The sequence below is a fragment of the Streptomyces mirabilis genome, assembly GCF_018310535.1.
Taxonomy (GTDB): Bacteria; Actinomycetota; Actinomycetes; order Streptomycetales; family Streptomycetaceae; genus Streptomyces.
Genome location: NZ_CP074102.1, coordinates 2,527,015 through 2,553,461, shown reverse-complemented (window position 1 = coordinate 2,553,461; position 26,447 = coordinate 2,527,015). Strand labels below are relative to the sequence as shown.

Genomic DNA, 26,447 nt, shown 5'->3' with positions numbered 1-26,447 from the left:
ACTTCTTCGGACTCGTACACCCCAACAGGCATACTCGTATAGACGAGTGGGCAAGTTGTGTGGCGGGGTGGTCCATGTTCCCGGAGAGATCGGGTTCTAAGGCTGCATCTTGTATAGACGAGTAGATGGGAAGAACTCTTGCGCACCATCCGTGTGGAGACCTCGGCCGCGACGATCCTGCTGACCGAGGCGCCCGAGCCCAAGGTCCGCGACCGTCAGACCGGCGAGATCGCCAAGGACATCAACAGCGGTGAGGCCCTGATGACGATCGGCGTCGTCTACATCGAGGAAGGGGAGTCGTCCCTGATCAAGGTGACGGTTCCGGAGAGCGGGGTGTCCGAGGGGCTCGCGCTCGGCGCTCCGGTCTCGCTGCCGGGGCTCGTGGCCCGGCCCTGGGAGAGCGTGTTCAACGGGCAGCAGCGGCACGGCATCGCCTACCGCTCCGCCGCCGTCACTCCGGCCGCGTTCCCGGCGGCCATGGGGGCCACGGCCTGATGACCGATCTGGCAACGCTTCTGGAGGTGGGTGGTCCTGTCGCCGCGCTCGGCGGCGGGGCTGCCTACACCCGGGCCAAGCACCCCGGCGTCTACTGGTCCACGGTCGGCCTCCCGATATCCACGGCCCGGCTGCTCAGCTCCTACAGCTCCGTCATGGAGGCCTGCGGCCTGACCGTGGCTCCCTCCCGGCTGCGGGTCCTGGCGGTCAAAGCCACCACCCGACGGGAGATACGCCCCGTACCGCCGCATCGGGGCATCATCCGGCCCACTTCGACCGGGTTACGGCTTCGACTGCGGCTCGCCCCCGGGCAGGAACCCGCCGACGTCGCCGCCTCGGCCGAACGGCTGCGGCACGCCTGGGGCGTTCACGCCGTGTACGTCACGACCGTCAAGCCCGGTGTGGTCGAACTGCGGCTCGTCGGCTTCGACGTGCTGCGGCGGGTACGGATGCCGCGCAAGGTCGATGGCGGGTTCCTCAAGGTGCCTGTGGCGCTGCGGGAGGACGCGACTCCCTTCGTACGGGACTACCGGACCGTGCCTCATCAACTGACCCTCGGGGCAACGCTGTCGGGCAAGTCCATGTACCTGCGGCATCTCGTCGCCGGAATCGCCCCGCAACCCGTCGCCCTGGTCGGCATCGACTGCAAGCGCGGTGTGGAGCTGGCGCCGTTCGCCGCCCGGCTCTCGGCACTGGCCACCGACCCCGAGCAAGCCGCCGAGCTGCTGCCGGTACTCGTCAAGGAAATGGAGGACCGATACGACCTGATCAAGGCCCGGCAGGGGATCGCGCCGGACGCCCCCGACGAGGAGATCACCTCCGACATCTGGGGACTGCCCGAGCACGAACGCCCCGTCCCCATCGTCCTGTTCGTCGACGAAGTGGCCGAACTCTTCCTCGTCGCCACCCGCAAGGACGAGGACCGGCGCGACGAAATGGTCACCCAGCTCATCCGTCTCGCCCAGCTCGGCCGCGCCGCCGGTATCTATCTGGAGGTCTGCGGGCAGAGATTCGGCGCCGAACTGGGCAAGGGTGCGACCATGCTTCGGGCCCAGTTGACCGGCCGTGTCTGCCACCGCGTCAACGACGAAGCCTCTGCCAAGATGGCACTCGGCGACATCGCCCCCGAGGCCGTCTCCGCCGCGTGCGCCATCGCCGCCGAACGGCCCGGCCTGGCCGTGGCCGGTGACACCTCCGGCGGCTGGTCCCGCATCCGCACCCCGTACCTCTCCCTCGGCGACGCCGCCGAGATCTGCCGCGAGTCGGCCCACCTGGTGCCCGACCTGCCCGCACTCAAGCGCTTCCGGCCCGACGTGCCCGTACGACCCGTCGAGACGGCGACGGCCCCGGTACTCCAGCCGCGCCCCGTCACCGACTGACACTCGCCCCCTCCCCACCCCGGTCGGCGTGACCGCCTCGCGCCAACTCCCTACCTCTCCCATGCCTGAATCCGGAAGGAGCCGCAGCATGCGCGCCCAACTGGCCCGTATCGACGCGGTACTCGTCCAAGCGCTCATCGCCGCAGCACTGTCCTTCGCCCACCTCCATGACGTCGCCTCGGCGGCCGGTCAGGACGGATGGAAGGCATGGGCGTATCCCATCTCCGTCGACCTGCTGCTCGTCGCCGCCTGGCGCCGACTGCGGACCGGCGACGCGAAAGCGGCTGGGTGGTGCTGGTTCGTCATCGCGCTCACCGCGTCCCTCGGGGCGAACGTTGCCACCGCCGGACTCCTCGACCTGGACCAGGTGCCGGCATGGCTGCGCATCCTCGTCGCGGGCTGGCCCGCGGTCGCCTTCCTCGGTGGAACACTCCTCGCCCACTCGGCCCCAGCCCCACACGAGGACACCGAGGAGCAGGACGACCAGGGGGACGCGCCCGATCCCGCCCCGGAGCTCCCTGCACAACCGGCTCCCGGGCCGACCCCGGCTCCGCCTGCCGTAGCCGTCCCGGCCGCCCTGGTCGAACACGCCCGCAAGGTCGCCGCCGAGCACCGCACCCGTACCGGAACGGCCATCGACACCCCGACCCTCCGTGCCCGGCTCGGCGTCCCCGCCCCCATGGCCGAAGCCATCGCCGCCCACCTCTGAAAGGAGTCCCACATGTCCCCTGACCGGCGCTTCCGTGACGTCACCCGCATCGGCCCCGTCCAGGTCGGCACGTCCTACGACAACCGGGGCCGTGAGAAGCACACCGCCGCCTGCACCGCCCCGCGCTGCGGCTTCTCCGCCGACTACGACAGCCGCGCCGCCGCCGAACTCGCCGCCCGTACCCACCGCTGCCCCGTCCGCTGAAAGGACCTGCACCACGTGACCGTCAGCCTCCCGCTCGTCGTCGTCCTCGGCTTCATCGCTTGGGGAGCGGTCAAGTTCCTCGGCGTCCGTACCTGGATCGTCGTCGTGATCGCACTGTTCGGCTTCCTGCTCTCGCACACCTTCATGGCTCCCGCCATCGACTCCGGCACGCGTTCCGGCGTGGGCATTGTCAACGGCTCACATGACTAGACGAGTAGATAAGGAGCGTCCCGCTGTGTTCCTGCCCAAGTACCCCGACAACCCGACACCGCCGCCCGCACACACCCACACCCCGGCCGATCCGGCACCCGTGCGACGCGCGCTCCCGCAGATCTCCATCAGCCCCGGAGCGGTCGCGGCCGTCCTCGTCGGCGGAGTCGTCCTGACCGCGCTCCTGGCCGCCGTCGCCGTCACGGCCATATCCGTCGCCATCGCCGCCGTGGTCCTGCGCTCGATGCTCCGCGACCACCACCGGCGCTGAACAGCGCCTGATGCCCCGGGGCGGTTCGACACGGCCAAGCATCCACCGCCCCGGGGCTCATCCCTCCTGACCAGCGCAGCAAGCCAGCCAGAAGGAGAACGCCATCTTCGCCCGCCCTACCCCGCCCCCGCTGCCCGAACTCGCCAAGCTGGCCCAGCACGGCACCCTGCCCGGTATCCTCCGCCAGCTCTCCGGACTCGGCGGCTGCACGACCCCGATCCGCCTCGACGGCCACCGCACCGAATACGACGTCGACACCCGCACCGGCGAGATCGGCCACGTCCTCCACCGCCTCGACTCCGCCGCCCTCCCGGCCGGTCATCTCCTGGTCCGCTGCAACAACCGCCGCATAACCCGCTGTGCGGCCTGCGCCGAGGTCTACCGCCGCGACACCTTCCACCTGATCACCTCCGGCCTGCGCGGCGGCAAAGGCGTCCCGGAACGCGTCGCCGCCCACCCCCGCGTCTTCGCCACCTTCACCGCACCCAGCTTCGGGCCCGTCCACAACCGCCCCTCCGGTCCTGCCGGTTCAGTCCGTCGTTGTCGATGCGGTGTCCGCCACGACCAGGACGACGCCGAGCTCGGCACCCCGCTCAACCCGGACACCTACGACTACGAAGCCGCCGTCCTCTGGAACGCCCACGCCGGTCCGCTTTGGCGGCGCTTCTCCACCTACCTGCGCCGGGAAGTCGCCAAGCGGGCCGGACTCTCACAGCGCGCGTTCCGCGAGCACGCCCGGGTGTCCTTTGCCAAGGTCGCCGAGTACCAGAAGCGCGGCGCCGTCCACTTCCACGCCGTCATCCGCATCGACGGCCCCGAGGGCGGCGACACCCCGCCTCCGGCCTGGGCTACCGCCGAGCTGCTCACCGATGCCATACGCGCCGCCGCTGCCCACGTCCGCGTGGATGGTCTGGTCATCGACGGACGCGCCCACACCTTCACCTTCGGCCGCCAACTCGACGTCCGCACCATCCGGTCCGCCGACTTCGAGGGCGGCCAAGAACTCACCGAACGGGCCGTTGCCTCGTACATCGCCAAGTACGCCACCAAAGGCGCCGAGACCGCCACGGGAGCTCTCGACCGCCCCCTCAAGTTCCTCGCCGAACTCGCCCAACTCGACATCACCGACCACGCCCGCCGGATGATCCGCACCGCTTGGACCCTCGGCGCCCGCAAGGAGTTAGAAGACCTCCGGCTCCGGTCCTGGGCCCACATGCTCGGCTTCCGCGGCCACTTCTCCACCAAGTCCCGCCGCTACTCCACCACCCTCGGCGCCCTCCGCACGGCCCGCGCCGAATGGCGCCGCGCTCAAGCCGTAGCAGCCACCGAGGGCGAGACCGAAATGACGACCCTCGTCCTCGCGCACTGGGTGTTCGCCGGTACCGGCCTCAGCAGTGCCGAAGCCTGGCTTGCCGCATCCCTCGAACCCGCCCCCGGAACAGAAGGAGAACCGACGTGGACCCGCGTCGCGACGAGCTGATGACCGTTCGCCAAGTCTTGGATGAGCTGGGCGGCGTCTCTCGCCGGACGTTCTACCGCTGGCGTGAGTTGGGATACGGGCCGGCCGCGTTCAAGCTGCCCAACGGGGAGCTCCGAGTGTGGCGGAGTGACTTCACCACGTGGCTGCGACAGCTGGAGACCGCAGCGTGAAGTCTCTCGACGTGAAGGTCTGGGCTGTGCGCAAGCGCGATACCAAAACGCCCTCATACGGCGTCCGCTGGTCCGTGGCGGGCAACGTCTTCTCCGACTCCTTCCGCACCAAGGCGCTTGCCGACCACTATCGCGCGAAGCTCATGCGCGCGATGCGCGATGGTGAGGAGTTCGACAAGGAGTCCGGCCTCCCGGACTCGATGGAACAGAAGAAGTCGGCCGTGTCGTGGTACGACTTCGCCCTCAGATACCTCGCGATGAAGTGGCCCCACGCCGCTCCCAATACGCGGGACGGCATCAACGAATCACTAACCAGCGTGACTGTGGAGCTCCTCGCCGAGCGGGCTGGACGACCGTCCGACCAGGCCATCCGTAAAGCGCTCCGCAACTGGGCATTCGTGTTGCCGGGGCCCGATGACCGAGAGGTCCCGGACGATGTACGGAACGTCCTTCACTGGGTCTCCAAGGCATCGCGGCCACTCGCCGATCTCGCTGAGCCCGCCACGGCCCGTGCAGTGCTGGACTCGCTGAAACTCAAGCTCGACGGCACGGCCGCAGCCGCTGAAACCGTGCGGCGTAAGCGGCGGACGCTTGTCAACGCTGCCAACTATGCAGTCGACCTGGGGGACCTGCGCGAGAACCCCATCACGGCTGTCCGCTGGCAGAAACTGAAGGTGTCCAACCAGGTCGACCCCCGCGTTGTCGCCAACCCGGAGCAGGCCCGGAATCTCCTGGCGGCCGTCTCCTACGTGGGTGGCCACCGGCGTGCTCGTGGTCGGCGCCTCGTGGGTCTGTTCGCTGCCATGTACTTCGGCGGTCTCCGGCCGGCTGAAGCGGTGGGCCTTGTCGAGACTGATCTGACCCTCCCTGAACTGGGCTGGGGATCGGCTCTACTCCACCGAACGCGCCCGTCGGTCGGCAAGCAGTGGACCGACTCAGGGGAGGCTCACGACGACCGGGGCCTCAAGAACCGCCCTGCTGAGGACGTCAGGCGGGTGCCTATCCCGCCCCACCTCGTCGTCGTGCTTCGCGAACATCTGGCCACCTTCGGCACGGCAGACGACGGGCGGCTCTTCTTCAGCGAGAAGGGCTCGGTCGTCCCGTCCTCGACCTACTACCGCGTGTGGCAGGAGGCTCGGCTTCTCGCCCTACCACCGGCCGTAGCGGCGTCACCCCTTGCGAGTCGCCCGTACGACCTTCGACACTCGGCCCTGTCGACCTGGCTCAACGCTGGTGTTGATCCCACTGAGGTAGCCGAGCGCGCCGGCAACAGCGTCGAAGTGCTGTTGGGCCGCTATGCGAATTGCCTCGACGGGCGCCAAGAAGTCGCCAACCGCCGCATCGAGGACTTGCTCCGCGAGTACGAGTGACACGGCCTGCCCCATGATCGAAGCCCCTGGAGTTTTGTCCAGGGGCTTCGCTGTTCTCGGGCTGACTCCGACAGGTTCGGCTGTGGTGGTTGGTGGCCACAGTGTCATCAGCCCCACTGGGCGACGACGGCTTCCTCGACACAGAAGATCGCATCACACTCGACGCACTGCGCGTGACCGAAGACGTAGGTCAATTTGCGTGCGATATCCGGCTGACCGTCGGCGAGTGCGCGGGAGTAGAGCCTTTGGGCCAGCCCTTCCAAAGCTGCGGGGGCCTGAGGCCGCAGCGGCACCTGCCTTGCCCTGGTGGTGGGCTCCATGTACATGCTGTCCGTGGTGGAGAAGAAGCCGTACTTGCCGAAGACTATGAAGTTCTGCGCACTGCACGAGGGGCAGGGCACCTCGTACTCCTCGTCGTTCAGTCCGTCGAACTGCTCGCCCCAGACCTCGACGCCCTCGAAACTCAGCAGCGTGCCGAGCAAGTCGATGTAATTCGTGGGGTCGTCGGCGAGTCCCGGGTCCTGGAGGGCTTCCTCGGTGAGTTGCACCAGGTCGGATATCTGGGAGGCGTAGGTCACTTGGGGATCCTCATCGCCGTATGGCTGATCTGTGCTGGCCACAATTGAGCCGGCCAGGTACAGGGGCATCCGCCGGTCCGCCGCTGACCACTGACGCGCCATCTCGGTCAGAGCGGGCAAGGCCGCGTAGCTCGCCGAGTAGACGGTGCCCTGATGGCACAGTCGGGACCAGAGTTTGTTCCAGCCGGGGTCCTGCGCGTCAGGACCCACTACGTCAAGCAGGACGGGGACGTCTTCTGCCGTGCCGTAGGCGTGGTGGAGCCGAGACCAGTCCGTCATGCCGATGATCTAAGCAGCCGAGCGCGGCACGATGCTGCGGCGGTCGGGGAGGGCGCGTGAGCCGGCCGCCTCTGGAATCCGGCAGTGACCTGCGGCGATGGGCCAAGATCCCGTCCACGCCTCGTCCACGGACCCCGACATACGGCCGCTTCGGGTGGCATCTGCCTGCACATACGCGAAGACCCCGGCCTCAGCGTTTCCGCTGGTGACGGGGTCTTTGGGCACCTCATACAGGGTGCCCCCGGCAGGATTCGAACCTGCGCACACGGCTCCGGAGGCCGTTGCTCTATCCCCTGAGCTACGGGGGCGTGTCGGGCGCGGTGTTCGCGGCGACGGGTAGAACCCTACCAGCTCTTTCGTGGGGGACTGGCATGGGTTTATGTGGGGGCGGGGCGGTGTTCCGGGGAGGGGGAGCGGAGGCGTCCGCGGGGGGCCTCCTCGGGGTGGTTGCCGCCCCCGCACGGGGGTGGAAGTGGGGAAAACCCGGACGGCGCGGTGGGCGCGCACCTACTCTCGAGTTGTGCCAGGCGCGTCCGGTCGGGTGCTTGTTGTGGACGACAACAAGGTCATCCGGCAGCTGATCAGGGTCAACCTCGAGCTGGAGGGCATCGAGGTCGTGACCGCGGCCGATGGTGCCGAATGCTTGGACGTCGTGCATCACGTGCGCCCCGATGTGGTGACCCTGGATGTGGTCATGCCTCGGCTCGACGGGTTGCGTACCGCCGCCCGGTTGCGTGCCGACCCCCGGACCCGGAATCTTCCCCTCGCCATCGTCAGTGCCTGTACGCAGTACGAGGTCGACAGCGGGCTCGACGTCGGCGTTGACGCCTTTCTTGCCAAGCCCTTCGAACCTGCCGAACTCGTGCGGCTCGTACGGGAGTTGATGGAGCGGCGGGGGAGTGGGGGCGGGAGCGGGAGTGGGGCCGGTGGTGGCGGTGCCTTTGGCGGAGAAGCCTTTCGTCCAGATGAGCTCGGCGCCGAGGAGGTCGGGGCCGAGGAGGCCCAGCGCGCCGGTCATTGAGCGGGTGCCGCGCCGCTGAGTGGTGGTGATGAGGAGTCGGGGGTGGTCGGCCCTGCGGGCACCTGCCCTTCCGTGTCGGTGATCGGTGATCGGTGATCGGTGCTGCGTGAGAGTGGTGGGTTCTCCGTCGCCAGGGATGCGGTCGTCTTGCGGTTCCGGTCCCTCGTTCGCCGACGTTCCCGAAGCTCCGTTCGAGTTGCCGTACTCCGTACTCCGTCCACGTCGCTTCTCCTACTCCCTCCACGTCGTTGAGCGTCGGCCGTGGCGGCGGTCACTCGCCGTCCGTCAGTGAGAACACCCGCGCCCTCCGCGCCCCGTCCACATCCCGGACCCTCGCCAAACCGACTCGCCTACCCACCCCCCTCCTCCCCTACGCTTGTCCCGTGACCCCCGTCGAGCTCTCCCGCACCGTGCTGCGCGCGGTGCGTCGTGCCGTGGACGAGGGGGAGCTGAGCGTGGTCGTGCCGGTACGGGTGGTGGTGACGCCGCCGGGGCCGGGTGGGTGCGGGGACTACGCCACGAACATCGCGTTGCAGTTGGCGCGGCCCGCCGGGCGGCCGGCACGGCAGGTCGCCGAGATCCTGCGGCCCCACCTCACCCGCAGCGACGGTGTCGCCGACGTCGCGATCACCGGGCCGGGGTTCCTCAACATTCGTCTGGGGGGTGGCGCGGGCGCCTCTCTCGTACGGGAAATCCGGCTCCGGCGTGACGCCTATGGGTGCGGCGACGTCCTCGCAGGGCAGATCGTCCCGCTCCGGATCCCGTACGACATCAGGGCCGAAATCGTCGCCGACGCGCTCGTACGGATCGTGGCCACCCAGGGCGGCCGTGCAGAGGTGCACCACTTCCATCCCTCGCCCGCCGAGCCCACGGGCACCGACCTCTCGCCCGCCGAGCCCACGGGCACCGACCTCTCGCCCGCCGAGCCCACGGGCACCGACCTCTCGCCCGCCGAGCCCACGGGCACCGACCTCTCGCCCGCCTGCTCTCGCCGAGCCCACGGGCACCGACCTCTCGCCCGCCGAGCCCACGGGCACCGACCTCTCGCCCGCCGAGCCCACGGGCACCGACCTCTCGCCCGCCGAGCCCGCCGACCCCGCAGGCACCGAGCCCTCACCGACCGACCCCTCACGCACCAAGGCGCCGCACGCCCACCCCTCGCGCCCCCACCACTCCCCGCGCCCCCAGCCCGCGACCCTTCGCCCCACCCCGCCCCCGAAGACCCCACCCCCTCGGCCCCGACGCCGCCCGCTGGGCCCTGCTGCACCCCGCGTCCCACGACCGGCCGCGGGTCAGTGCCGATCACCTGCTTCAGCGGGAGAGCAACCCGCTCTTCCGGGTCCGCTACGCCCACGCCCGCACCCGGGCCCTCACCCGCAACGCCGCCGCGCTCGGCTGCACCGGCGACCCCGGTGACGTACCCGGCGAGGGCACCGACGCGCTTGTCGGTGCCCTCGCCGGGTATCCGGCCGTGCTGACGCAGGCGGCCCTGCACCGCGCGCCCGACCGGCTCGCCCGGCACCTCGTCACCACCGCCGACGCCCTCCTCGCCTTCCAGCACACCGTGCTGCCGCTCGGCGACGAGAAACCCTCGGCCGCCCACCGTGCCCGGCTCGCGCTCGCCGAAGCCGCCGGGACGGTGCTGGCCGGCGGCCTGTCCCTGCTCGGCATCAGCGCCCCTGACTATCTGTGACCGTCTGTGAGAGAAAAATGAGCCGTTCCGCACACCCCGCCGGGCCCCGTCACGCCGATGTCCTCACCGAGGGCCACTACAGCGCCCCGCCCGCCGACCTCAACGCCCTCGACCCCAAGGTCTGGGCGCACACCGTCAGCCGTACGGACGACGGCGTCGTCAGCGTCGGTGGGATGCAAGTCACCCGGCTCGCCGAGGAGTTCGGCACCCCCGCCTACTTCATCGACGAGGCCGACTTCCGCGAGCGCGCCCGCGCCTGGCGGACCGCCTTCGGGCACGACGCCGACGTCTTCTATGCCGGGAAGGCCTTCCTCTCGCGCGCCGTCGTGCGGTGGCTGCACGAGGAGGGGCTCAACCTCGACGTGTGCTCCGGCGGTGAGCTCGCCACCGCCCTCTCCGCCGGGATGCCCGCCGACCGCATCGCCTTCCACGGCAACAACAAGTCCGAGGAAGAGATCACCGCCGCCATCGTGAGCGGGGTCGGGCGGATCGTTCTCGACTCCTTCCAGGAGATCGTCCGCGTCGCCCACATCGCGCAGTCCCTCGGCAAGCGGCAGCGGGTGCAGATCCGCGTGACCGTGGGGGTCGAGGCGCACACCCACGAGTTCATCGCGACCGCGCACGAGGACCAGAAGTTCGGGATCGCGCTGGCCGACGGGCAGGCCGCGGAGGCGGTGCGGCGGGCGCTCGCGCTCGACGGGCTCGAGCTCGTGGGGATCCACTCGCACATCGGTTCGCAGATCTTCGACATGGCCGGGTTCGAGGTCGCCGCCCGGCGCGTGGTGTCGCTGCTGGCCGCCGTTCGTGACGAGCACGGGGTCGAGCTGCCCGAGATCGACCTCGGTGGTGGTCTCGGCATCGCGTACACGAGTGACGACGATCCCAGCGAGCCGCACGAGATCGCGAAGGCGCTGGGCGAGATCGTCACGCGGGAGTGCGAGGCCGCGAAGCTGCGGACGCCCCGGATCTCGGTCGAGCCGGGGCGGGCCATCGTCGGGCCCACCGCCTTCACGCTCTACGAGGTCGGCACCATCAAGCCGCTCGATGGGCTGCGGACGTACGTCTCCGTCGACGGGGGCATGTCCGACAACATCAGGACCGCGCTGTACGACGCCGAGTACAGCGTCGCTCTCGTCTCGCGCACCTCCGACGCCGAGCCCATGCTCGTCCGTGTCGTCGGCAAGCACTGTGAGAGTGGCGACATCGTGGTCAAGGACGCCTTCCTGCCCTCCGACCTGGCCCCCGGCGACCTCATCGCCGTACCCGCCACGGGTGCCTACTGCCGGTCCATGGCCAGCAACTACAACCACGCCCTGCGCCCGCCGGTCGTCGCCGTGCGCGACGGCGAGGCCCGGGTGATCGTCCGCCGGGAGACGGAGGAGGACCTGCTGCGTCTCGACGTCGGGTGACCGGCCGATCAGGTCGGAACGACCGGCTGGTCACCCTCGGAATGACCGGCTGATCCAGGTCGGAATGACCGGCTGATCCAGGTCGGAATGGACGGTCGGCCCAGGTGGAAGATCTCCTGCCGCCGGCTGTCAGAAAAATGAAATAGATGTCTCACGATCCGGACCAGGGATAGAAACTCCCGTCCGGTGAGTGAGACTGGTCCAACCGTAGACGGTATGAGGAAACGAGGTCGGATGATGCGTACGCGTCCGCTGAAGGTGGCGCTGCTGGGCTGTGGGGTTGTCGGCTCAGAGGTGGCGCGCATCATGACGACGCACGCCGACGACCTCGCGGCCAGGATCGGGGCCCCCGTCGAGCTGGCGGGCGTGGCCGTCCGCCGGCCCTCCAAGGTGCGCGAGGGCATCGACCCCGAGCTCGTCACCACCGACGCCACCGCCCTCGTCAAACGCGGGGACATCGACGTCGTCGTCGAGGTCATCGGCGGTATCGAGCCCGCCCGCTCCCTCATCACCACCGCTTTCGAGCACGGCGCCTCCGTGGTCTCCGCCAACAAGGCGCTCCTTGCCCAGGACGGTGCGGCCCTGCACGCGGCGGCGGAGGCGCACAACCGGGACCTCTACTACGAGGCCGCCGTCGCCGGCGCCATCCCGCTGATCCGGCCGCTGCGCGAGTCCCTCGCCGGTGACAAGATCAACCGCGTGATGGGCATCGTCAACGGGACGACGAACTTCATCCTCGACAAGATGGACTCCACCGGGGCCGGCTATCAGGAAGCCCTCGACGAGGCCACCGCGCTCGGGTACGCCGAAGCCGACCCGACCGCCGACGTCGAGGCGTTCGACGCGGCCGCCAAGGCCGCCATCCTCGCCGGAATCGCCTTCCACACGCGTGTGCGCCTCGACGACGTGTACCGCGAGGGCATGACCGAGGTCACCGCCGCCGACTTCGCCTCGGCGAAGGAGATGGGCTGCACCATCAAGCTGCTCGCCATCTGTGAGCGGGCGGCGGACGGGGGATCGGTGACGGCGCGCGTGCATCCGGCGATGATTCCGCTGAGCCACCCCCTCGCCTCCGTGCGCGGCGCGTACAACGCGGTGTTCGTCGAGTCGGATGCCGCCGGGCAGCTCATGTTCTACGGGCCGGGCGCCGGCGGCGCCCCGACCGCGTCCGCCGTGCTCGGCGACCTCGTCGCCGTCTGCCGCAACAAGCTCAGCGGTGCGACCGGACCCGGCGACTCCGCGTACACCCAGCTGCCCGTCTCGCCCATGGGTGAGGTCGTGACGCGGTACCACATCAGCCTCGACGTGGCGGACAAACCGGGTGTTCTCGCCCAGGTGGCCACCGTTTTCGCCGAGCATGGCGTATCGATCGATACGGTGCGCCAGCAGGGTAAGGACGGCGAGGCCTCTCTCGTCGTCGTCACCCACCGAGCGTCCGACGCGTCCCTGAACGGGACCGTGGAGGCGCTGCGCAGCCTCGACACCGTGCGGGGTGTCGCCAGCATCATGCGGGTTGAAGGAGAGTAACCAGCAATGACCCACCAGTGGCGCGGAATCATCGAGGAGTACCGGGACCGGCTTCCGGTGTCCGACAGCACGCCTGTCGTGACGCTCCGTGAGGGCGGCACGCCGCTCGTGCCCGCGCAGGTGCTCTCCGAGCGCACGGGCTGCGAGGTCCACCTGAAGGTGGAGGGCGCCAACCCGACCGGGTCCTTCAAGGACCGCGGTATGACCATGGCCATCACCCGGGCCAAGGAGGAGGGCGCGAAGGCTGTCATCTGCGCCTCCACAGGCAATACGTCCGCCTCCGCCGCCGCGTATGCCGTGCGTGCGGGCATGGTGTGTGCCGTGCTCGTCCCGCAGGGCAAGATCGCCATCGGCAAGATGGGCCAGGCCCTCGTGCACGGCGCGAAGATCCTCCAGGTCGACGGCAACTTCGACGACTGCCTGACGCTCGCGCGCTCGCTGTCCGACAACTACCCGGTGGCGCTGGTCAATTCGGTCAACCCGGTGCGCATTGAGGGCCAGAAGACCGCCGCCTTCGAGATCGTGGACATGCTCGGCGACGCGCCCGACATCCACGTCCTGCCGGTGGGCAACGCGGGCAACATCACCGCGTACTGGAAGGGCTACACGGAGTACGCCGCCGACGGCATCGCCGGGCGCACCCCGCGCATGTGGGGATTCCAGGCCTCCGGTTCCGCGCCCATCGTGCGCGGCGAGGTCGTCAAGGACCCGTCGACGATCGCCACCGCGATCCGCATCGGCAACCCGGCCTCGTGGAAGTTCGCGCTGGCCGCGCGGGACGAGTCGGAGGGCCTCATCGACGAGGTGACGGACCGTGAGATTCTGCGCGCCTACCGGCTGTTGGCCGCGCAGGAGGGCGTCTTCGTCGAGCCCGCGTCCGCCGCGTCGGTCGCCGGTCTGCTGAAGGCCGCCGAGCAGGGCAAGGTCGACCCCGGCCAGCGGATCGTCTGCACGGTCACTGGAAACGGGCTCAAGGATCCGGACTGGGCCGTTGCGGGTGCCCCGCAGCCGGTTACCGTTCCTGTGGACGCGGCCACGGCGGCGGAGCGGCTCGGACTGGCGTAAGGCAAAAAGGCCGTAAGGCAAAAAAGGCCGTAAGGCAAAGGGCTCGGGCCGGCGGACGGCGGGGTGGGCGGAGTGGCGTAAAGCCGCCTGGCGCACATCCGCCAGAAGCCGTCGGGGCCTGTCAGGGACTGTCAGTGGCAGGCGGATTTCGCCAGAAGTTGGCGAAATCCGGCCGCCGCCAGGGCCACCCCTAGCGCAACCCGACAGGGGGTGCACGGGGGGCTTACGACACGCATCGTGCGCCTCCTGTGCGCCCTATGTCGCCACAGAACCTTCCTTCGATAGGCTGTACCGAACCCGCCCGCCGCATATGCCGCGGTGCCGCGCCGTCAGTGCAGTCAGTGCAGTCAGGGCAGCCACTGCGGTCTCCGGGTCTTCCGTACGTATCGCAGTCCCTCTCGCAGTTCATCCGAGTTCATCCGAAGCACGTAGTTCCTCTCGCAGCACATCGAAAATCTCGTACATCACGCAGCTCAAGGAGAGTCATCGAGCGATGGCCGGTCCAGCGTTCCGCGCCGCCGCCGTCCGGGTGCGCGTCCCCGCCACCAGCGCCAACCTCGGGCCGGGCTTCGACGCCTTCGGCCTGTCACTGGGGCTGTACGACGACGTGGTCGTCCGGGTGGCCGACTCCGGGCTGCACATCGACATCGCAGGTGAGGGCAGCGAGACGCTGCCCCGCGACGAGAATCACCTCCTCGTACGCTCCCTGCGCACCGCCTTCGATCTGCTGGGCGGACAACCGCGCGGCCTCGAGATCGTCTGCGCCAATCGCATTCCGCACGGGCGGGGCCTCGGCTCTTCCTCGGCCGCCATCTGCGCCGGAATCGTCGCCGCGCGCGCCGTGACCATAGGCGGCGACAGCAAACTCGACGACACCGCGCTTCTTGAGCTCGCCACCGAGATCGAGGGCCATCCCGACAATGTCGCGGCCTGTCTGCTCGGCGGTTTCACGCTGTCCTGGATGGAGGCCGGAGCCGCGCGGGCGATCAGGATGGACCCTGCCGATTCCGTCGTTCCGGTGGTTTTCGTTCCCGGAAAGCCGGTCCTCACCGAGACCGCGCGCGGTCTGCTGCCGCGCACCGTTCCGCACGTCGACGCCGCCGCCAACGCGGGCCGGGCCGCACTGCTCGTCGAGGCCCTCAGCCGGCGCCCCGAGCTGCTGCTGCCCGCCACCGAGGACCGGCTGCACCAGGAGTACCGCGCCCCGGCCATGCCGGAGAGCGCGGCGCTGGTGGAGCGGCTTCGGGCCGATGGCATCCCCGCGGTGATCTCCGGCGCGGGCCCCACTGTCCTCGCGCTGGCCGACGAGGAATCCGCCGACAAGGTCGCTCATCTCGCAGGTCAGGGCTGGGCCGCCAATCGGCTGGACCTCGACGAAGCGGGAGCGTGCGTCCTTCCGCTCGCCCCGGCGGGCGTCCATTAAAAGCGCGCGGTTGCCGGATTTGGAGAGGGGGAATGTTTGTTGGATCCGGTAGTGTTAACCTCAAGTCTGCACCCGACCCCACCATGGCGAGGTGCTTCGTGTCCCCGTCCGGGACAACCATTCTTCCGGGAGCCTCCCAAACTGCTTTGTGCCATGCATTGGGTGCTATGCGCTGAGCAGTGCTGAGCACGCTCCGGAACCGGCGTGACCGTGCCGATGACACCGCAATTCAGTGCCACGGCTCCGGAATCGTCATCACCAGATATGTCTTCCGCCTCTTTGGCGGACCACCGCCCCGGCACGGTCCACACAGCAAGGACCAATGCCGGACAGCACAACCGGTCGCCGAGCCAGACAGGCCGACGTCCGCTCCAGGGAAGGACCCTTCGTGAGCGACACCACCGATCTGATGGGCGCACGTGTCGAGGAGACCGCTGCCGCGCCCGCCACGGACGCCTCTGCCGCGCCTGCCTCCGGTGCCGGCTCCCGGCGGCGCCGCGGTACCGGCCTCGAGGGCATGGTGCTGGCCGAGCTGCAGCAGGTCGCGTCCGGCCTCGGTATCAGGGGCACCGCGCGGATGCGCAAGAGCCAGCTGATCGAGGTCATCAAGGAGGCGCAGGCGGGCGGGGGTGCCCCGGCCAAGGCCGAGGCCGCCACCGAGACCAAGCCGAAGCGCCGGGCCACCTCCAAGGCCCGTACCGGCGACGACGCCGCTCCGGCCGCCGAGAAAAAGGCCGCCGAGAAGCCCGCAGCCGAGAAGGCCGTGGCCCAGCAGCAGATCGAGATCCCCGGCCAGCCGGCCAGCGACGACGCCCCCGCGGGTGAGCGTCGCCGTCGCCGTGCCGTGGCCGAGGCCGGCAGCCCCGAGACGGTCACCGCCGAGGCGAAGAGCGAGCCGAAGGCCGCCGCCGTCGCCGAGGCCCCCGCCGAGACCAGGACCGACGCCGGTGACGGCGTCGACGGCCGGCAGGGCCGCCGGGACCGCCGTGACCGCGGCGAGCGTGGCGACCGCGAGCGTGGCGGCCGTGACCGCGACCGCCGCGGTGGCAAGGGCGACGAGCAGCAGCAGCAGGGCCAGGGCCAGGGCGGAGCCGGCCAGCAGCGCCAGGAGCGCCAGGACCGTCAGCAGCAGGGCGGCGGCCGTCAGGACCGTCAGGACCGCCAGCAGCGTGACAACGGCCCGCAGGACGACGACGACTTCGAGGGCGGCCGTCGCGGCCGTCGCGGGCGCTACCGCGACCGTCGTGGCCGTCGTGGCCGCGACGAGTTCGCCACCAACGAGCCGCAGCTCGCCGACGACGACGTCCTGATCCCCGTCGCGGGCATCCTGGACATCCTCGACAACTACGCGTTCATCCGTACGTCCGGCTACCTGCCGGGCCCGAACGACGTGTACGTGTCCCTCGCCCAGGTCCGCAAGAACGGTCTGCGCAAGGGTGACCACGTCACCGGCGCGGTCCGTCAGCCCAAGGACGGCGAGCGCCGCGAGAAGTTCAACGCGCTCGTGCGCCTGGACTCGACCAACGGCATGGCCCCCGACTCCGGGCGCGGGCGACCGGAGTTCAACAAGCTGACGCCCCTTTACCCGCAGGACCGGCTCCGTCTGGAGACCGACCCGGGCGTGCTGACGACCCGCATCATCGACCTCGTCGCGCCGATCGGTAAGGGCCAGCGTGGTCTGATCGTGGCCCCGCCGAAGACCGGCAAGACCATGATCATGCAGGCGATCGCCAACGCGATCACGCACAACAACCCCGAGTGCCACCTGATGGTCGTCCTGGTCGACGAGCGTCCGGAAGAGGTCACCGACATGCAGCGGTCGGTCAAGGGCGAGGTCATCTCCTCGACCTTCGACCGCCCGGCCGAGGACCACACCACGGTCGCCGAGCTCGCCATCGAGCGTGCCAAGCGCCTCGTGGAGCTGGGCCACGACGTCGTCGTCCTGCTCGACTCGATCACGCGTCTGGGCCGTGCGTACAACCTCGCCGCCCCGGCCTCCGGCCGCATCCTGTCCGGTGGTGTCGACTCGACGGCCCTCTACCCGCCGAAGCGCTTCTTCGGTGCCGCGCGCAACATCGAGGACGGCGGCTCGCTGACCATCCTCGCGACGGCGCTCGTCGACACCGGGTCCCGCATGGACGAGGTCATCTTCGAGGAGTTCAAGGGCACCGGCAACGCGGAGCTCAAGCTCGACCGGAAGCTCGCTGACAAGCGCATCTTCCCGGCGGTGGACGTCGACGCGTCCGGTACCCGCAAGGAAGAGATCCTGCTCGGCAGCGACGAGCTCGCCATCACCTGGAAGCTGCGTCGCGTGCTCCACGCGCTCGACCAGCAGCAGGCGATCGAGCTGCTGCTCGACAAGATGAAGCAGACGAAGTCGAACGCCGAGTTCCTGCTGCAGATCCAGAAGACGACGCCGATGCCGGGCAACGACTGACGACATCCGCACAGCTGAGGGCCGCTCCCCGTGACGGGGGCGGCCCTTTGTGCTGCCTGGGACACATGTACGATCGCGCTCTCTTTCAACGTATGAGTCTCAGGGGGGACTTGAGTGGATACGTCCATGTCCGGGCGCGGTCGTCACAGACGCCGGATACGCATCGCGGTGCCCGTCGCGGCGGCGACCCTGGCGGCGGCCGTCGGGGGTGCGCTCCTGATGTCGTCGGCGAACGCCGCCACCGCGCAGCCGGCGCCGCTCGCCAAGACGACCGGTACCTCGCCGAGCCTGGCCACGCTGCAGAAGCGGATTGCCGGGGCCGTCGCGAGTGACGGTACGGCCGGACAGCCGACGACGAAGGCCTCACCGAGCACGAGCGCCGGCGCGAGCACAGGTACAGGTACAGGTACGGGCAAGACCGCGACCACCGGTACGAGCACGAGCACGGCCGCGAGCGCGAACACGAGCGGCGCCTCCGTCGACCCGAAGATCATCGGCGGCACCACGACCACCATCACCACCGCCCCGTGGATGGCCCAGCTCTGGTACCTCGACGACAAGGGCACCAGCGACACCAGTGACGACTTCGGTTTCTTCTGCGGTGGCTCCGTCGTCTCGCCGACGAAGATCCTCACCGCCGCGCACTGCGTCAAGGACGAGCAGGGCAAGAGCTACGACTGGAAGTCCCACGGCGCCGTCGTGACCGGCACCTCGCAGCTTCCCTCGGCGGGCGGCACCGATCTGCACGGCGGCACCGCCACCGCCGTCCTGCGGCAGTGGAACCACCCCTCGTACAAAGCGTCGACCATCGACAACGACATAGCGGTCCTCACGCTGGACGGGCCCGTCAAGGCCAAGCCGATCCGGATGACGACGTCGGGCGACACCGCCTCGTACGCCTCCGGTACCAAGGCGACGCTCTACGGCTGGGGCCGCACCTCCTCCGGCACCCAGGACATCTCCGAGACCCTGAAGACGGCCACGCTGCCCATCAAGTCCGACGCCACGTGCGGCGGCTACTACGGCGGCGAGTTCATCAAGGGCCACATGGTCTGCGCGGGCAACCCCGCGACCGGCAGCGACACCGGTACCACCTCCGCCTGCAACGGCGACTCCGGCGGCCCGCTGATCGTGGGCGGCCGCATCGTGGGCGTCGTCTCCTGGGGCGTGGTGGACTGCGTCGAGAAGGGCGCGTACAGCGTCTTCACCAAGGTCAGCTCGTACGTCGGTGCCGCCTACCCGCGCGTCGACGACACGAACCTGAGCGGTGACGACAAGGCCGACCTGTTCGTCCGCAACTCCTCCACCAAGACGCTGTACGAGAAGGACTCCAAGGGCACCTCGTTCGGCGCCCGGCAGTCGTGGGGCGGCTGGAGCACGTCGAACGTCGTCCTTCAGGCCGACCTCGACCGGGACGGCTACCAGGACGTCGTCGAGCGCCGCACCTCCAACGGCGACATCCACTGGTGGCACTACCTGCCGTCCACGGGCAAGTGGGCCGACACCAAGCTCTTCAGCGACTGGAAGACCCGCACCCGCGTCGTCGCCCCGGGCGACGTCACCGGTGACGCCCTGCCCGACCTGCTCTCGGTCGACTCCGGCGGTGTCCTGTGGATCTACCCGGGCAAGGGCAACGGCACCTTCTCGGCCCGCGTCAAGGTGAGCTCCGGCTGGAACCAGTACAACTCCCTGCGCGCCCACGGCGACTTCACCGGCGACGGCAAGGCCGACCTGATCGCGCGCAGCAAGACCGGCTCGTACGTCTACCTGTTCAAGGGCACCGGCAAGGCGGGCTCCGGCGCGTTCTCCAGCCGGATCAAGGTGCGTACCTGGGTCGGCTACAACGCCTTCGACGCGGTGGGCGACGTGACCGGTGACGGCAAGGCCGACTTCCTGGCCCGTACGCCCGCCGGCACGCTCTACCTGTACCCCGGTACCGGCAAGGCGACCAGCGAGATCTTTGCCACAGCCATCAAGATCGGCACCGATTTCAAGCAGTACGACATCTTCGGCTGAAATCGCAGGTGAGCGAGGTTTCCCCGAGCTCGCCCGTCACGCACTGTGCCCATCGCGCCACGCGGTGGGCACAGTGCGTTGTGCAACCCTTGCCCGAGTTTCCCCGTCTGACCGTACGGAGTGACCATGAGGCACTACATGGCGCACCGGACCGTGCTTGGCCCTGAAAGCAGGGGGTAACCGACCGCAACGAGGACAAGAGGAGCACATGCCTGCCGAGAGCATGCCGGAACCCGGCACACCGGGTGAGCCCGGCACGAGCGTCCCGCGTCGCCGTGTGAAGGGCAGCCGCCGCAAGCCGCGCGGCACGCGAAGCAAGGCCCTGCTCATCACGGCCTGGACCGCGGCGGGCGTCGTGGTGCTGGGGGGCGCCGGCGTCGGGTACCTGTATTTCAAGCTCAACGGCAACATCAAGACCGTCGACATCAACCAGGCCCTCGGCACCGACCGGCCGCTGAAGGTCGACAACGGCTCCGAGAACATCCTGGTCCTGGGCTCCGACACCCGTTCCGGCAGCAACAAGGACCTCGGCGGTGGCACCGACGACGGCAGCGCCCGCTCGGACACGGCGATGGTCGTGCACATATACGAGGGTCACAAGAAGGCCAGCGTGGTCTCCATACCCCGCGACACCCTCGTCCCGCGCCCCTCCTGCACCGACGCCAAGGGCGTCACCCACGCCGCCGCGACCAGCGTGATGTTCAACTCCGCGTACTCCACCGGTGGGGCCGCCTGCGCGGTGAAGACCGTCGAGTCCATGTCCGGTATCCGCATGGACCACTACATCGAGGTCGACTTCAGCGGTTTCCAGAAGCTCATCGACGACCTCGACGGTGTTCGGGTGACCACCACCAAGAACATCAAGGACCCCGACAGCCATCTGAACCTGACCGCCGGCACGCACACGCTCGACGGACAGCAGGCGCTCGGCCTCGTCCGCACCCGGCACGGCGTCGGCGACGGCTCCGACCTCGGCCGCATCCAGCTCCAGCAGGCGTTCATCAAGGCCCTGGTCAACCAGGTCAAGCACATCGGCGTGCTGTCCAGCCCCACGAAGCTGTACGACCTCGCCGACACCGCGACCAAGACCGTCACCACCGACTCCGACCTCGGCACGGTCAAGAACCTCGCGTCCTTCGCCAACGGTCTCAAGGGCATCAGCTCGTCGAACATGAACATGGTGACGATGCCGGTCCAGTACGACAGTGCCGACGCCAACCGCGTCCTCGTCGACAAGGCCAAGGCGCAGCTGGTGTGGACCGCCCTGAAGAACGACCGGACGATCCCGAAGGCGGCCACGAAGGGCACGGCCACGGGCACCGCGAAGGGCGTCGTCAGCTCGACCTGAGCCGGTACGGAGGCCGCGCCGGGGCCCGTACGAGCCCCGTACACACCCTCGGGAATAGATCGTCCAAGCCCCCGGTTTTGGGGGATGGCGCCAGTCCTGGCAGACTGGTACGTCGGCTCCGGTTCACGCACCCGCATCCCGCGGCGGCGACCCGGCGCCCTCCCGAAACTAGGAGACACCTTGAAGCGCGACATCCACCCCGAGTACGTCGAGACGCAGGTCAGCTGCACCTGTGGCGCGTCGTTCACCACCCGTAGCACGATCTCCAGCGGTTCCATTCGCGCCGAGGTCTGCTCCGAGTGCCACCCGTTCTACACGGGCAAGCAGAAGATCCTCGACACCGGTGGCCGCGTGGCCCGCTTCGAGGCCCGCTTCGGCAAGGCTGCCGCTGCCAAGAAGTAGCGAGCCCACAGCGCCGGTCTTCGGCGTCCCCGGCACGGGGGCGCCGGGACCGGCGCTTTGCGGTGCAGCCCCCTCCCCCAAGCTCTCGACTTCGCTCGAGCAGGGGGGACCCCCATGCCTTACCTACGTCCCAGAGCCCATGATGGAGCTGGGGACAGTCCATTGGAGCCGGAGATGTTCGAGGCGGTCGAGGAACTCATCGGCGAGCACGCCGATCTGGAGAAGAAGCTCGCTGACCCGTCGGTGCACGCCGACCAGGCCAACGCGCGCAAGCTGAACAAGCGCTACGCCGAGCTGACCCCGATCGTCGCGACGTACCGCTCCTGGAAGCAGACCGGGGACGACATCGGCACGGCGAAGGAGTTCGCCGCCGACGACCCCGACTTCGCGGCCGAGGTCAAGGAGCTGGAGAAGCAGCGCGAGGAGCTCACCGAGAAGCTCCGCCTGCTGCTGGTCCCGCGCGACCCCAGCGACGACAAGGACGTCATCCTCGAGATCAAGGCGGGCGCGGGCGGCGACGAGTCGGCCCTGTTCGCCGGCGACCTGCTGCGCATGTACCTGCGCTACGCCGAGCGTGTCGGCTGGAAGACCGAGATCATCGACTCCACCGAGTCCGAGCTCGGCGGCTACAAGGACGTCCAGGTCGCCGTGAAGACCAAGGGCGGCCAGGGCGCCACCGAGCCCGGTCAGGGTGTCTGGGCGCGTCTGAAGTACGAGGGCGGGGTGCACCGCGTGCAGCGGGTGCCCTCGACCGAGTCGCAGGGCCGTATCCACACCTCCGCGGCCGGTGTGCTGGTCACGCCCGAGGCCGAGGAGGTCGACGTCGAGATCCACGCGAACGACCTGCGCATCGACGTCTACCGTTCGTCGGGCCCCGGCGGTCAGTCCGTCAACACGACCGACTCCGCGGTGCGCATCACGCACATTCCGACCGGAGTCGTCGCCTCCTGCCAGAACGAGAAGAGCCAGCTGCAGAACAAGGAGCAGGCGATGCGTATCCTGCGCTCCAGGCTCCTCGCCGCGGCGCAGGAGGAAGCGGAGCGTGAGGCCGCGGACGCCCGCCGCAGCCAGGTCCGCACCGTCGACCGCTCCGAGAAGATCCGCACGTACAACTTCCCGGAGAACCGCATCTCGGACCACCGCGTCGGATTCAAGGCGTACAACTTGGACCAGGTGCTCGACGGGGACCTCGACGCGATGATCCAGGCGTGCGTCGACGCCGACTCGGCCGCGAAGCTCGCGGCCGCGTAAGGCGGAACGGCGGACGGCCGAACGGCGGAACGGCCGAACGGCGGAACGCAGCTTTGTGAGGCCGTACTTGTAAGCCCTGCTCGTCAAGCCGTACGACAACAGCTCAGCCCCGGAGGACCAGCGTGAACCTGCTGCTCGCGGAAGTGGCCCAGGCCACCCAGCGGCTGGCCGACGCCGGCGTGCCCTCGCCGCGCAACGACGCGGAGGAGCTCGCCGCCTTCGTGCACGGCGTGAAGCGGGGCGAACTGCACACCGTCAAGGACGTGGACTTCGACGCCCGCTACTGGGAGGTGACCGCGCGCCGCGAGGCCCGCGAGCCGCTCCAGCACATCACCGGACACGCCTACTTCCGCTATCTGGAACTCCAGGTGGGCCCCGGGGTGTTCGTCCCGCGTCCGGAGACGGAGTCCGTCGTCGGCTGGGCCATAGACGCCGTCCGCGCGATGGATGTCGTCGAGCCGATGATCGTCGACCTGTGCACCGGCTCGGGCGCCATCGCGCTCGCGCTCGCGCAGGAGGTCCCGCGCTCACGCGTACACGCCGTGGAGCTGTCCGAGGACGCCCTCCAGTGGACGCGCAAGAACGTCGAGGGGTCCAGGGTCGACCTGCGTCAGGGAGACGCCCTGGAGGCCTTCAGGGACCTCGACGGCCAGGTGGACCTGGTGATCTCCAACCCGCCGTACATCCCGCTCACGGAATGGGAGTACGTGGCGCCGGAGGCCCGGGACTACGATCCCGAACTCGCCCTGTTCTCCGGCGAGGACGGACTCGACCTCATCCGTGGCATCGAGCGCACCGCACACCGGCTGCTGCGCCCGGGCGGTCTCGTCGTCATCGAGCACGCCGACACCCAGGGCGGCCAGGTGCCGTGGATCTTCACCGAGGAGCGGGGCTGGGCCGACGCGGCCGACCACCCGGACCTCAACAACCGGCCGCGGTTCGCGACCGCCCGCAAGGCGATGCCGTGAGCGCGCGCATCGTGATCCCCAGCCAGCAGTACGTGTACGAGGAGGCCCGCTAAATGGCACGGCGATACGACACCAACGACGCGACCGACCGCATCACCGGTCTGCGTGAGGCCGCGTCCGCCGTCCGCCGTGGCGAGCTGGTGGTCCTCCCGACGGACACGGTGTACGGCATCGGCGCCGACGCGTTCACCTCGGAAGCCGTCGCCGACCTCCTCGAGGCCAAGGGCCGGGGCCGCAACATGCCCACCCCTGTCCTCATCGGCTCCCCGAACACCCTCCACGGCCTTGTCACGGACTTCTCCGAGATGGCCTGGGAGCTCGTCGACGCGTTCTGGCCGGGTGCGCTCACCCTCGTCGCCAAGCACCAGCCGTCCCTGCAGTGGGACTTGGGCGACACCCGGGGCACGGTGGCCATCCGTATGCCGCTGCACCCGGTCGCCATCGAACTGCTGACGGAGGTCGGCCCGATGGCCGTCTCCTCCGCGAACCTCACCGGCCACCCGGCGCCGGAGGACTGTGACGCCGCGCAGGAGATGCTCGGTGACTCCGTCTCCGTGTACCTGGACGGCGGTCCGACTCCCGGTAACGTTCCCTCCTCGATCGTCGACGTCACCGGCAAGGTGCCGGTCCTGCTGCGCGCGGGTGCCCTGTCGGCGGAGGAGCTCCGGAAGGTCGTACCCGACCTCGAGGTGGCGAATTGACAGCCCCTGACGCGGGGCGTGGCATAGGCACGGGGATCACGGGGACCAATGGGTCCCCCAGGGGGTCCTTCCGCATCCTCCACGTCAGCACCGGCAACGTGTGCCGCTCGCCGATCACCGAGCGGCTGACCCGCCATGCCCTCGCGGACCGGCTGGGCGACCCCCTGTGGGGCGGCCTGATCGTCGAGAGCGCCGGCACCTGGGGGCACGAGGGCGCCCCGATGGAGGCCAACGCCGAGACGGTCCTCGCGGACTTCGGCGCGGACCCCTCCGGCTTCGTCGGCCGCGAGCTCCTCGACGACCACGTCATCAGGGCCGACCTGGTCCTCACCGCCACCCGCGACCACCGCGCCCAGGTCATCTCCATGGGCCACTCCGCGGGCCTGCGCACCTTCACCCTGAAGGAGTTCACCAGGCTGGTCCGCGCCATAGACCCGGCCACGCTGCCGCCCCTGGAGGACGGAGTGGTCGAACGCGCCCGCGCCCTGGTCCGGGCGGCGGCCGCTCTACGCGGGTGGCTCCTGGCTCCCACGGCGGAGGCGGACGAGGTCTTCGACCCGTACGGCGCGCCCCTGCCGTTCTTCCGCTCGATCGGTGACGAGATCAACGAGGCGCTGGATCCGGTGGTGACGGCGCTCACCGGGGTGCGGGCGCGCGCGTAGGCCGGTGTGGGCGTTTTCTCGTGGGACGCCCGATAGGCCGTAATACCGGGCGTCCCACCGGTCCCGGTTCTACATTGGACGTAGCGCACCCTGCCGAGGCCCGGAGTCCACCATGCCGGTCACACAAACGCTGGAAGCGGATGTTCTGCGTCTGCAGGACCCGGAGCTCGCCGAGATCCTGATGGGGGAGCTGGCGCGGCAGTCGACGACGCTCCAGCTGATCGCGGCCGAGAACTTCACCTCGAAGGCGGTGCTGACCGCCCTCGGGTCGCCGCTGGCGAACAAGTACGCCGAGGGCTATCCCGGCGCCCGCCACCACGGCGGCTGCGAGATCGTCGACGTCGCCGAGCGCCTCGCCGTGGAGCGCGCCAAGGCCCTCTTCGGTGCCGAGCACGCCAACGTGCAGTCCCACTCCGGATCTTCGGCCGTCCTCGCCGCGTACGCCGCCCTGCTGCGGCCGGGGGACACCGTCCTCGCCATGGGACTGCCGTTCGGCGGCCACCTCACGCACGGGTCGCCCGCGAACTTCTCCGGCCGCTGGTTCGACTTCGTGGGGTACAGGGTGGAGGCGGAGAGCGGGCTCATCGACTACGAGCAGGTGCGCGCACTGGCCCGTACGCACCGGCCGAAGGCCATCGTCTGCGGGTCGATCTCCTACCCCCGGCACATCGACTACGCGCTCTTCCGGGCGATCGCCGACGAGGTCGGCGCCTATCTCATCGCCGACGCCGCCCACCCCATCGGCCTGGTCGCCGGGGGAGCGGCGCCCAGTCCGGTTCCGTACGCCGATGTCGTCTGCGCCACCACGCACAAGGTCCTGCGCGGCCCCCGCGGCGGCATGATCCTCTGTGGCGGCGAGCTGGCCGAGCGGGTCGACCGGGCCGTCTTCCCGTTCACCCAGGGCGGCGCCCAGATGCACACCATCGCCGCCAAGGCCGTCGCGTTCGGCGAGGCCGCGACGCCCGCCTTCATGGCGTACGCACATCAGGTGGTCGCCAACGCGAAGGTGCTGGCCGAGGGGCTGGCCGCGGAGGGGCTCGCCCTCACCACCGGGGGGACCGACACCCACATGCTCACCGCGGACACCGCTCCGCTCGGTCTCGACGGACGCGGCGCACGAGGCCGTCTCGCCGCCGCCGGAATGGTCCTCGACACCTGCGCGCTGCCCCACGGCGACGCACGCGGCCTGCGCCTGGGCACGGCCGCGCTGACCACGCAGGGGATGGGCGAGGCGGAGATGGCGCAGGTCGCGAAGATGTTCGCGGCGGTGCTGCGGGACGAGACCGACAGCAAGCGGGTGCGTGAAGAAGTACGGGATCTGGCCGGGAGATTTCCGCCCTATCCGGACGAGTGAGGGGTACACGCACACGTGTGCACAG

25 protein-coding genes, 1 tRNA gene and 1 pseudogene are annotated in these 26,447 nt (G+C 69.6%); 25 read left to right on the top strand and 2 right to left on the bottom strand.

Annotated features, from left to right (window positions below):
* Positions 1–138: 138 nt before the first annotated feature.
* The 9 genes from SMIR_RS11055 to SMIR_RS11015 all read left to right on the top strand — a co-directional run bounded on the left by SMIR_RS11055 (position 139) and on the right by SMIR_RS11015 (position 6,288).
* A complete protein-coding gene (locus tag SMIR_RS11055; protein WP_010985166.1) occupies positions 139–495 on the top strand; it encodes an SCO3933 family regulatory protein in 357 nt (118 codons plus the stop codon).
* Positions 495–1,874 carry an FtsK/SpoIIIE domain-containing protein gene (locus SMIR_RS11050; protein WP_212726934.1) on the top strand — a complete coding sequence of 460 codons (1,380 nt, stop codon included), beginning with the start codon at positions 495–497 and terminating at the stop codon, positions 1,872–1,874. The genes SMIR_RS11055 and SMIR_RS11050 overlap by 1 nt, the downstream gene beginning before the upstream one ends.
* Positions 1,875–1,962: 88 nt before the next feature.
* Positions 1,963–2,583, top strand: a complete 621-nt coding sequence (locus SMIR_RS11045) for a DUF2637 domain-containing protein (RefSeq protein WP_212726933.1) — start codon at positions 1,963–1,965, stop codon at positions 2,581–2,583.
* Positions 2,584–2,595: 12 nt separating this feature from the next.
* Entirely contained in the window at positions 2,596–2,787 is a 192-nt protein-coding gene (locus tag SMIR_RS11040; RefSeq protein WP_212726932.1) for a mobile element transfer protein, read from the top strand.
* Positions 2,788–2,802: 15 nt separating this feature from the next.
* Positions 2,803–2,997: a hypothetical protein gene (locus tag SMIR_RS11035; RefSeq protein ID WP_010985162.1), complete on the top strand. Its 195-nt coding sequence runs from the start codon at positions 2,803–2,805 to the stop codon at positions 2,995–2,997.
* A gap of 25 nt (positions 2,998–3,022) precedes the next feature.
* Entirely contained in the window at positions 3,023–3,268 is a 246-nt protein-coding gene (locus SMIR_RS11030; protein ID WP_212726931.1) for a SpdD protein, read from the top strand.
* Positions 3,269–3,434: 166 nt separating this feature from the next.
* Positions 3,435–4,748: a replication initiator gene (locus SMIR_RS11025; protein ID WP_212728347.1), complete on the top strand. Its 1,314-nt coding sequence runs from the start codon at positions 3,435–3,437 to the stop codon at positions 4,746–4,748.
* Complete coding sequence (locus SMIR_RS11020; protein WP_212728346.1) at positions 4,748–4,918, top strand: helix-turn-helix transcriptional regulator; 171 nt, start codon at positions 4,748–4,750, stop codon at positions 4,916–4,918. The genes SMIR_RS11025 and SMIR_RS11020 overlap by 1 nt, the downstream gene beginning before the upstream one ends.
* The gene (locus SMIR_RS11015) at positions 4,915–6,288 is read left to right on the top strand and encodes a tyrosine-type recombinase/integrase (RefSeq protein ID WP_212726930.1); all 1,374 of its coding nucleotides are present in this window, start codon (positions 4,915–4,917) and stop codon (positions 6,286–6,288) included. Before SMIR_RS11020 ends, SMIR_RS11015 begins: the two co-directional genes overlap by 4 nt.
* A gap of 107 nt (positions 6,289–6,395) precedes the next feature.
* On the opposite strand, the gene SMIR_RS11010 is transcribed toward SMIR_RS11015, so the two are convergent.
* Together SMIR_RS11010 and SMIR_RS11005 are read right to left on the bottom strand one after the other, a co-directional pair.
* Positions 6,396–7,145 carry a hypothetical protein gene (locus SMIR_RS11010; protein ID WP_212726929.1) on the bottom strand — a complete coding sequence of 250 codons (750 nt, stop codon included), beginning with the start codon at positions 7,143–7,145 and terminating at the stop codon, positions 6,396–6,398.
* 236 nt (positions 7,146–7,381) lie between these two features.
* Positions 7,382–7,453: transfer RNA gene (locus SMIR_RS11005), tRNA-Arg, on the bottom strand.
* A 164-nt stretch (positions 7,454–7,617) separates the two neighbouring features.
* On the opposite strand from SMIR_RS11005, the gene SMIR_RS11000 reads away from it, so the two are divergent.
* The 16 genes and pseudogenes from SMIR_RS11000 (at position 7,618) to glyA (ending at position 26,422) form a co-directional block, all read left to right on the top strand.
* Positions 7,618–8,166 (top strand): response regulator, encoded by a 549-nt coding sequence (locus SMIR_RS11000; protein ID WP_422664421.1) that lies wholly within the window; start codon positions 7,618–7,620, stop codon positions 8,164–8,166.
* A gap of 383 nt (positions 8,167–8,549) precedes the next feature.
* Entirely contained in the window at positions 8,550–9,644 is a 1,095-nt protein-coding gene (locus tag SMIR_RS10995; RefSeq protein WP_212726928.1) for a hypothetical protein, read from the top strand.
* Positions 9,566–9,859 (top strand): annotated as a pseudogene (locus SMIR_RS10990) (DALR anticodon-binding domain-containing protein); the annotation flags it as partial. The gene SMIR_RS10995 and the pseudogene SMIR_RS10990, both read left to right, overlap by 79 nt.
* A 17-nt stretch (positions 9,860–9,876) precedes the next feature.
* Positions 9,877–11,268, top strand: coding sequence for a diaminopimelate decarboxylase (lysA, locus tag SMIR_RS10985; protein WP_168495572.1), 1,392 nt, complete (start codon positions 9,877–9,879; stop codon positions 11,266–11,268).
* A gap of 237 nt (positions 11,269–11,505) precedes the next feature.
* A complete protein-coding gene (locus tag SMIR_RS10980; RefSeq protein ID WP_101403748.1) occupies positions 11,506–12,795 on the top strand; it encodes a homoserine dehydrogenase in 1,290 nt (429 codons plus the stop codon).
* Positions 12,796–12,801: 6 nt separating this feature from the next.
* Positions 12,802–13,860, top strand: coding sequence for a threonine synthase (thrC, locus tag SMIR_RS10975; RefSeq protein ID WP_101400684.1), 1,059 nt, complete (start codon positions 12,802–12,804; stop codon positions 13,858–13,860).
* A gap of 493 nt (positions 13,861–14,353) precedes the next feature.
* Complete coding sequence (thrB, locus tag SMIR_RS10970) at positions 14,354–15,283, top strand: homoserine kinase (protein WP_168495574.1); 930 nt, start codon at positions 14,354–14,356, stop codon at positions 15,281–15,283.
* Positions 15,284–15,671: 388 nt separating this feature from the next.
* Complete coding sequence (gene rho / locus SMIR_RS10965) at positions 15,672–17,720, top strand: transcription termination factor Rho (RefSeq protein WP_212726927.1); 2,049 nt, start codon at positions 15,672–15,674, stop codon at positions 17,718–17,720.
* A gap of 126 nt (positions 17,721–17,846) precedes the next feature.
* Positions 17,847–19,736: a trypsin-like serine protease gene (locus SMIR_RS10960; protein ID WP_212726926.1), complete on the top strand. Its 1,890-nt coding sequence runs from the start codon at positions 17,847–17,849 to the stop codon at positions 19,734–19,736.
* A 208-nt stretch (positions 19,737–19,944) separates the two neighbouring features.
* Entirely contained in the window at positions 19,945–21,084 is a 1,140-nt protein-coding gene (locus SMIR_RS10955) for an LCP family protein (protein WP_212726925.1), read from the top strand.
* Between the two features lie 180 nt (positions 21,085–21,264).
* Complete coding sequence (gene rpmE, locus SMIR_RS10950; RefSeq protein ID WP_033323852.1) at positions 21,265–21,486, top strand: 50S ribosomal protein L31; 222 nt, start codon at positions 21,265–21,267, stop codon at positions 21,484–21,486.
* A gap of 174 nt (positions 21,487–21,660) precedes the next feature.
* Positions 21,661–22,737: a peptide chain release factor 1 gene (prfA, locus tag SMIR_RS10945; RefSeq protein ID WP_054233261.1), complete on the top strand. Its 1,077-nt coding sequence runs from the start codon at positions 21,661–21,663 to the stop codon at positions 22,735–22,737.
* Between the two features lie 122 nt (positions 22,738–22,859).
* A complete protein-coding gene (gene prmC / locus SMIR_RS10940; protein WP_101400688.1) occupies positions 22,860–23,705 on the top strand; it encodes a peptide chain release factor N(5)-glutamine methyltransferase in 846 nt (281 codons plus the stop codon).
* 53 nt (positions 23,706–23,758) lie between these two features.
* Positions 23,759–24,406, top strand: coding sequence for an L-threonylcarbamoyladenylate synthase (locus tag SMIR_RS10935; protein ID WP_054233231.1), 648 nt, complete (start codon positions 23,759–23,761; stop codon positions 24,404–24,406).
* A complete protein-coding gene (locus SMIR_RS10930; RefSeq protein ID WP_054233230.1) occupies positions 24,403–25,068 on the top strand; it encodes an arsenate reductase/protein-tyrosine-phosphatase family protein in 666 nt (221 codons plus the stop codon). Before SMIR_RS10935 ends, SMIR_RS10930 begins: the two co-directional genes overlap by 4 nt.
* Positions 25,069–25,180: 112 nt before the next feature.
* On the top strand, positions 25,181–26,422 hold the full coding sequence (glyA, locus tag SMIR_RS10925; protein ID WP_212726924.1) for a serine hydroxymethyltransferase: 1,242 nt from the start codon (positions 25,181–25,183) through the stop codon (positions 26,420–26,422).
* Positions 26,423–26,447 lie beyond the last annotated feature (25 nt).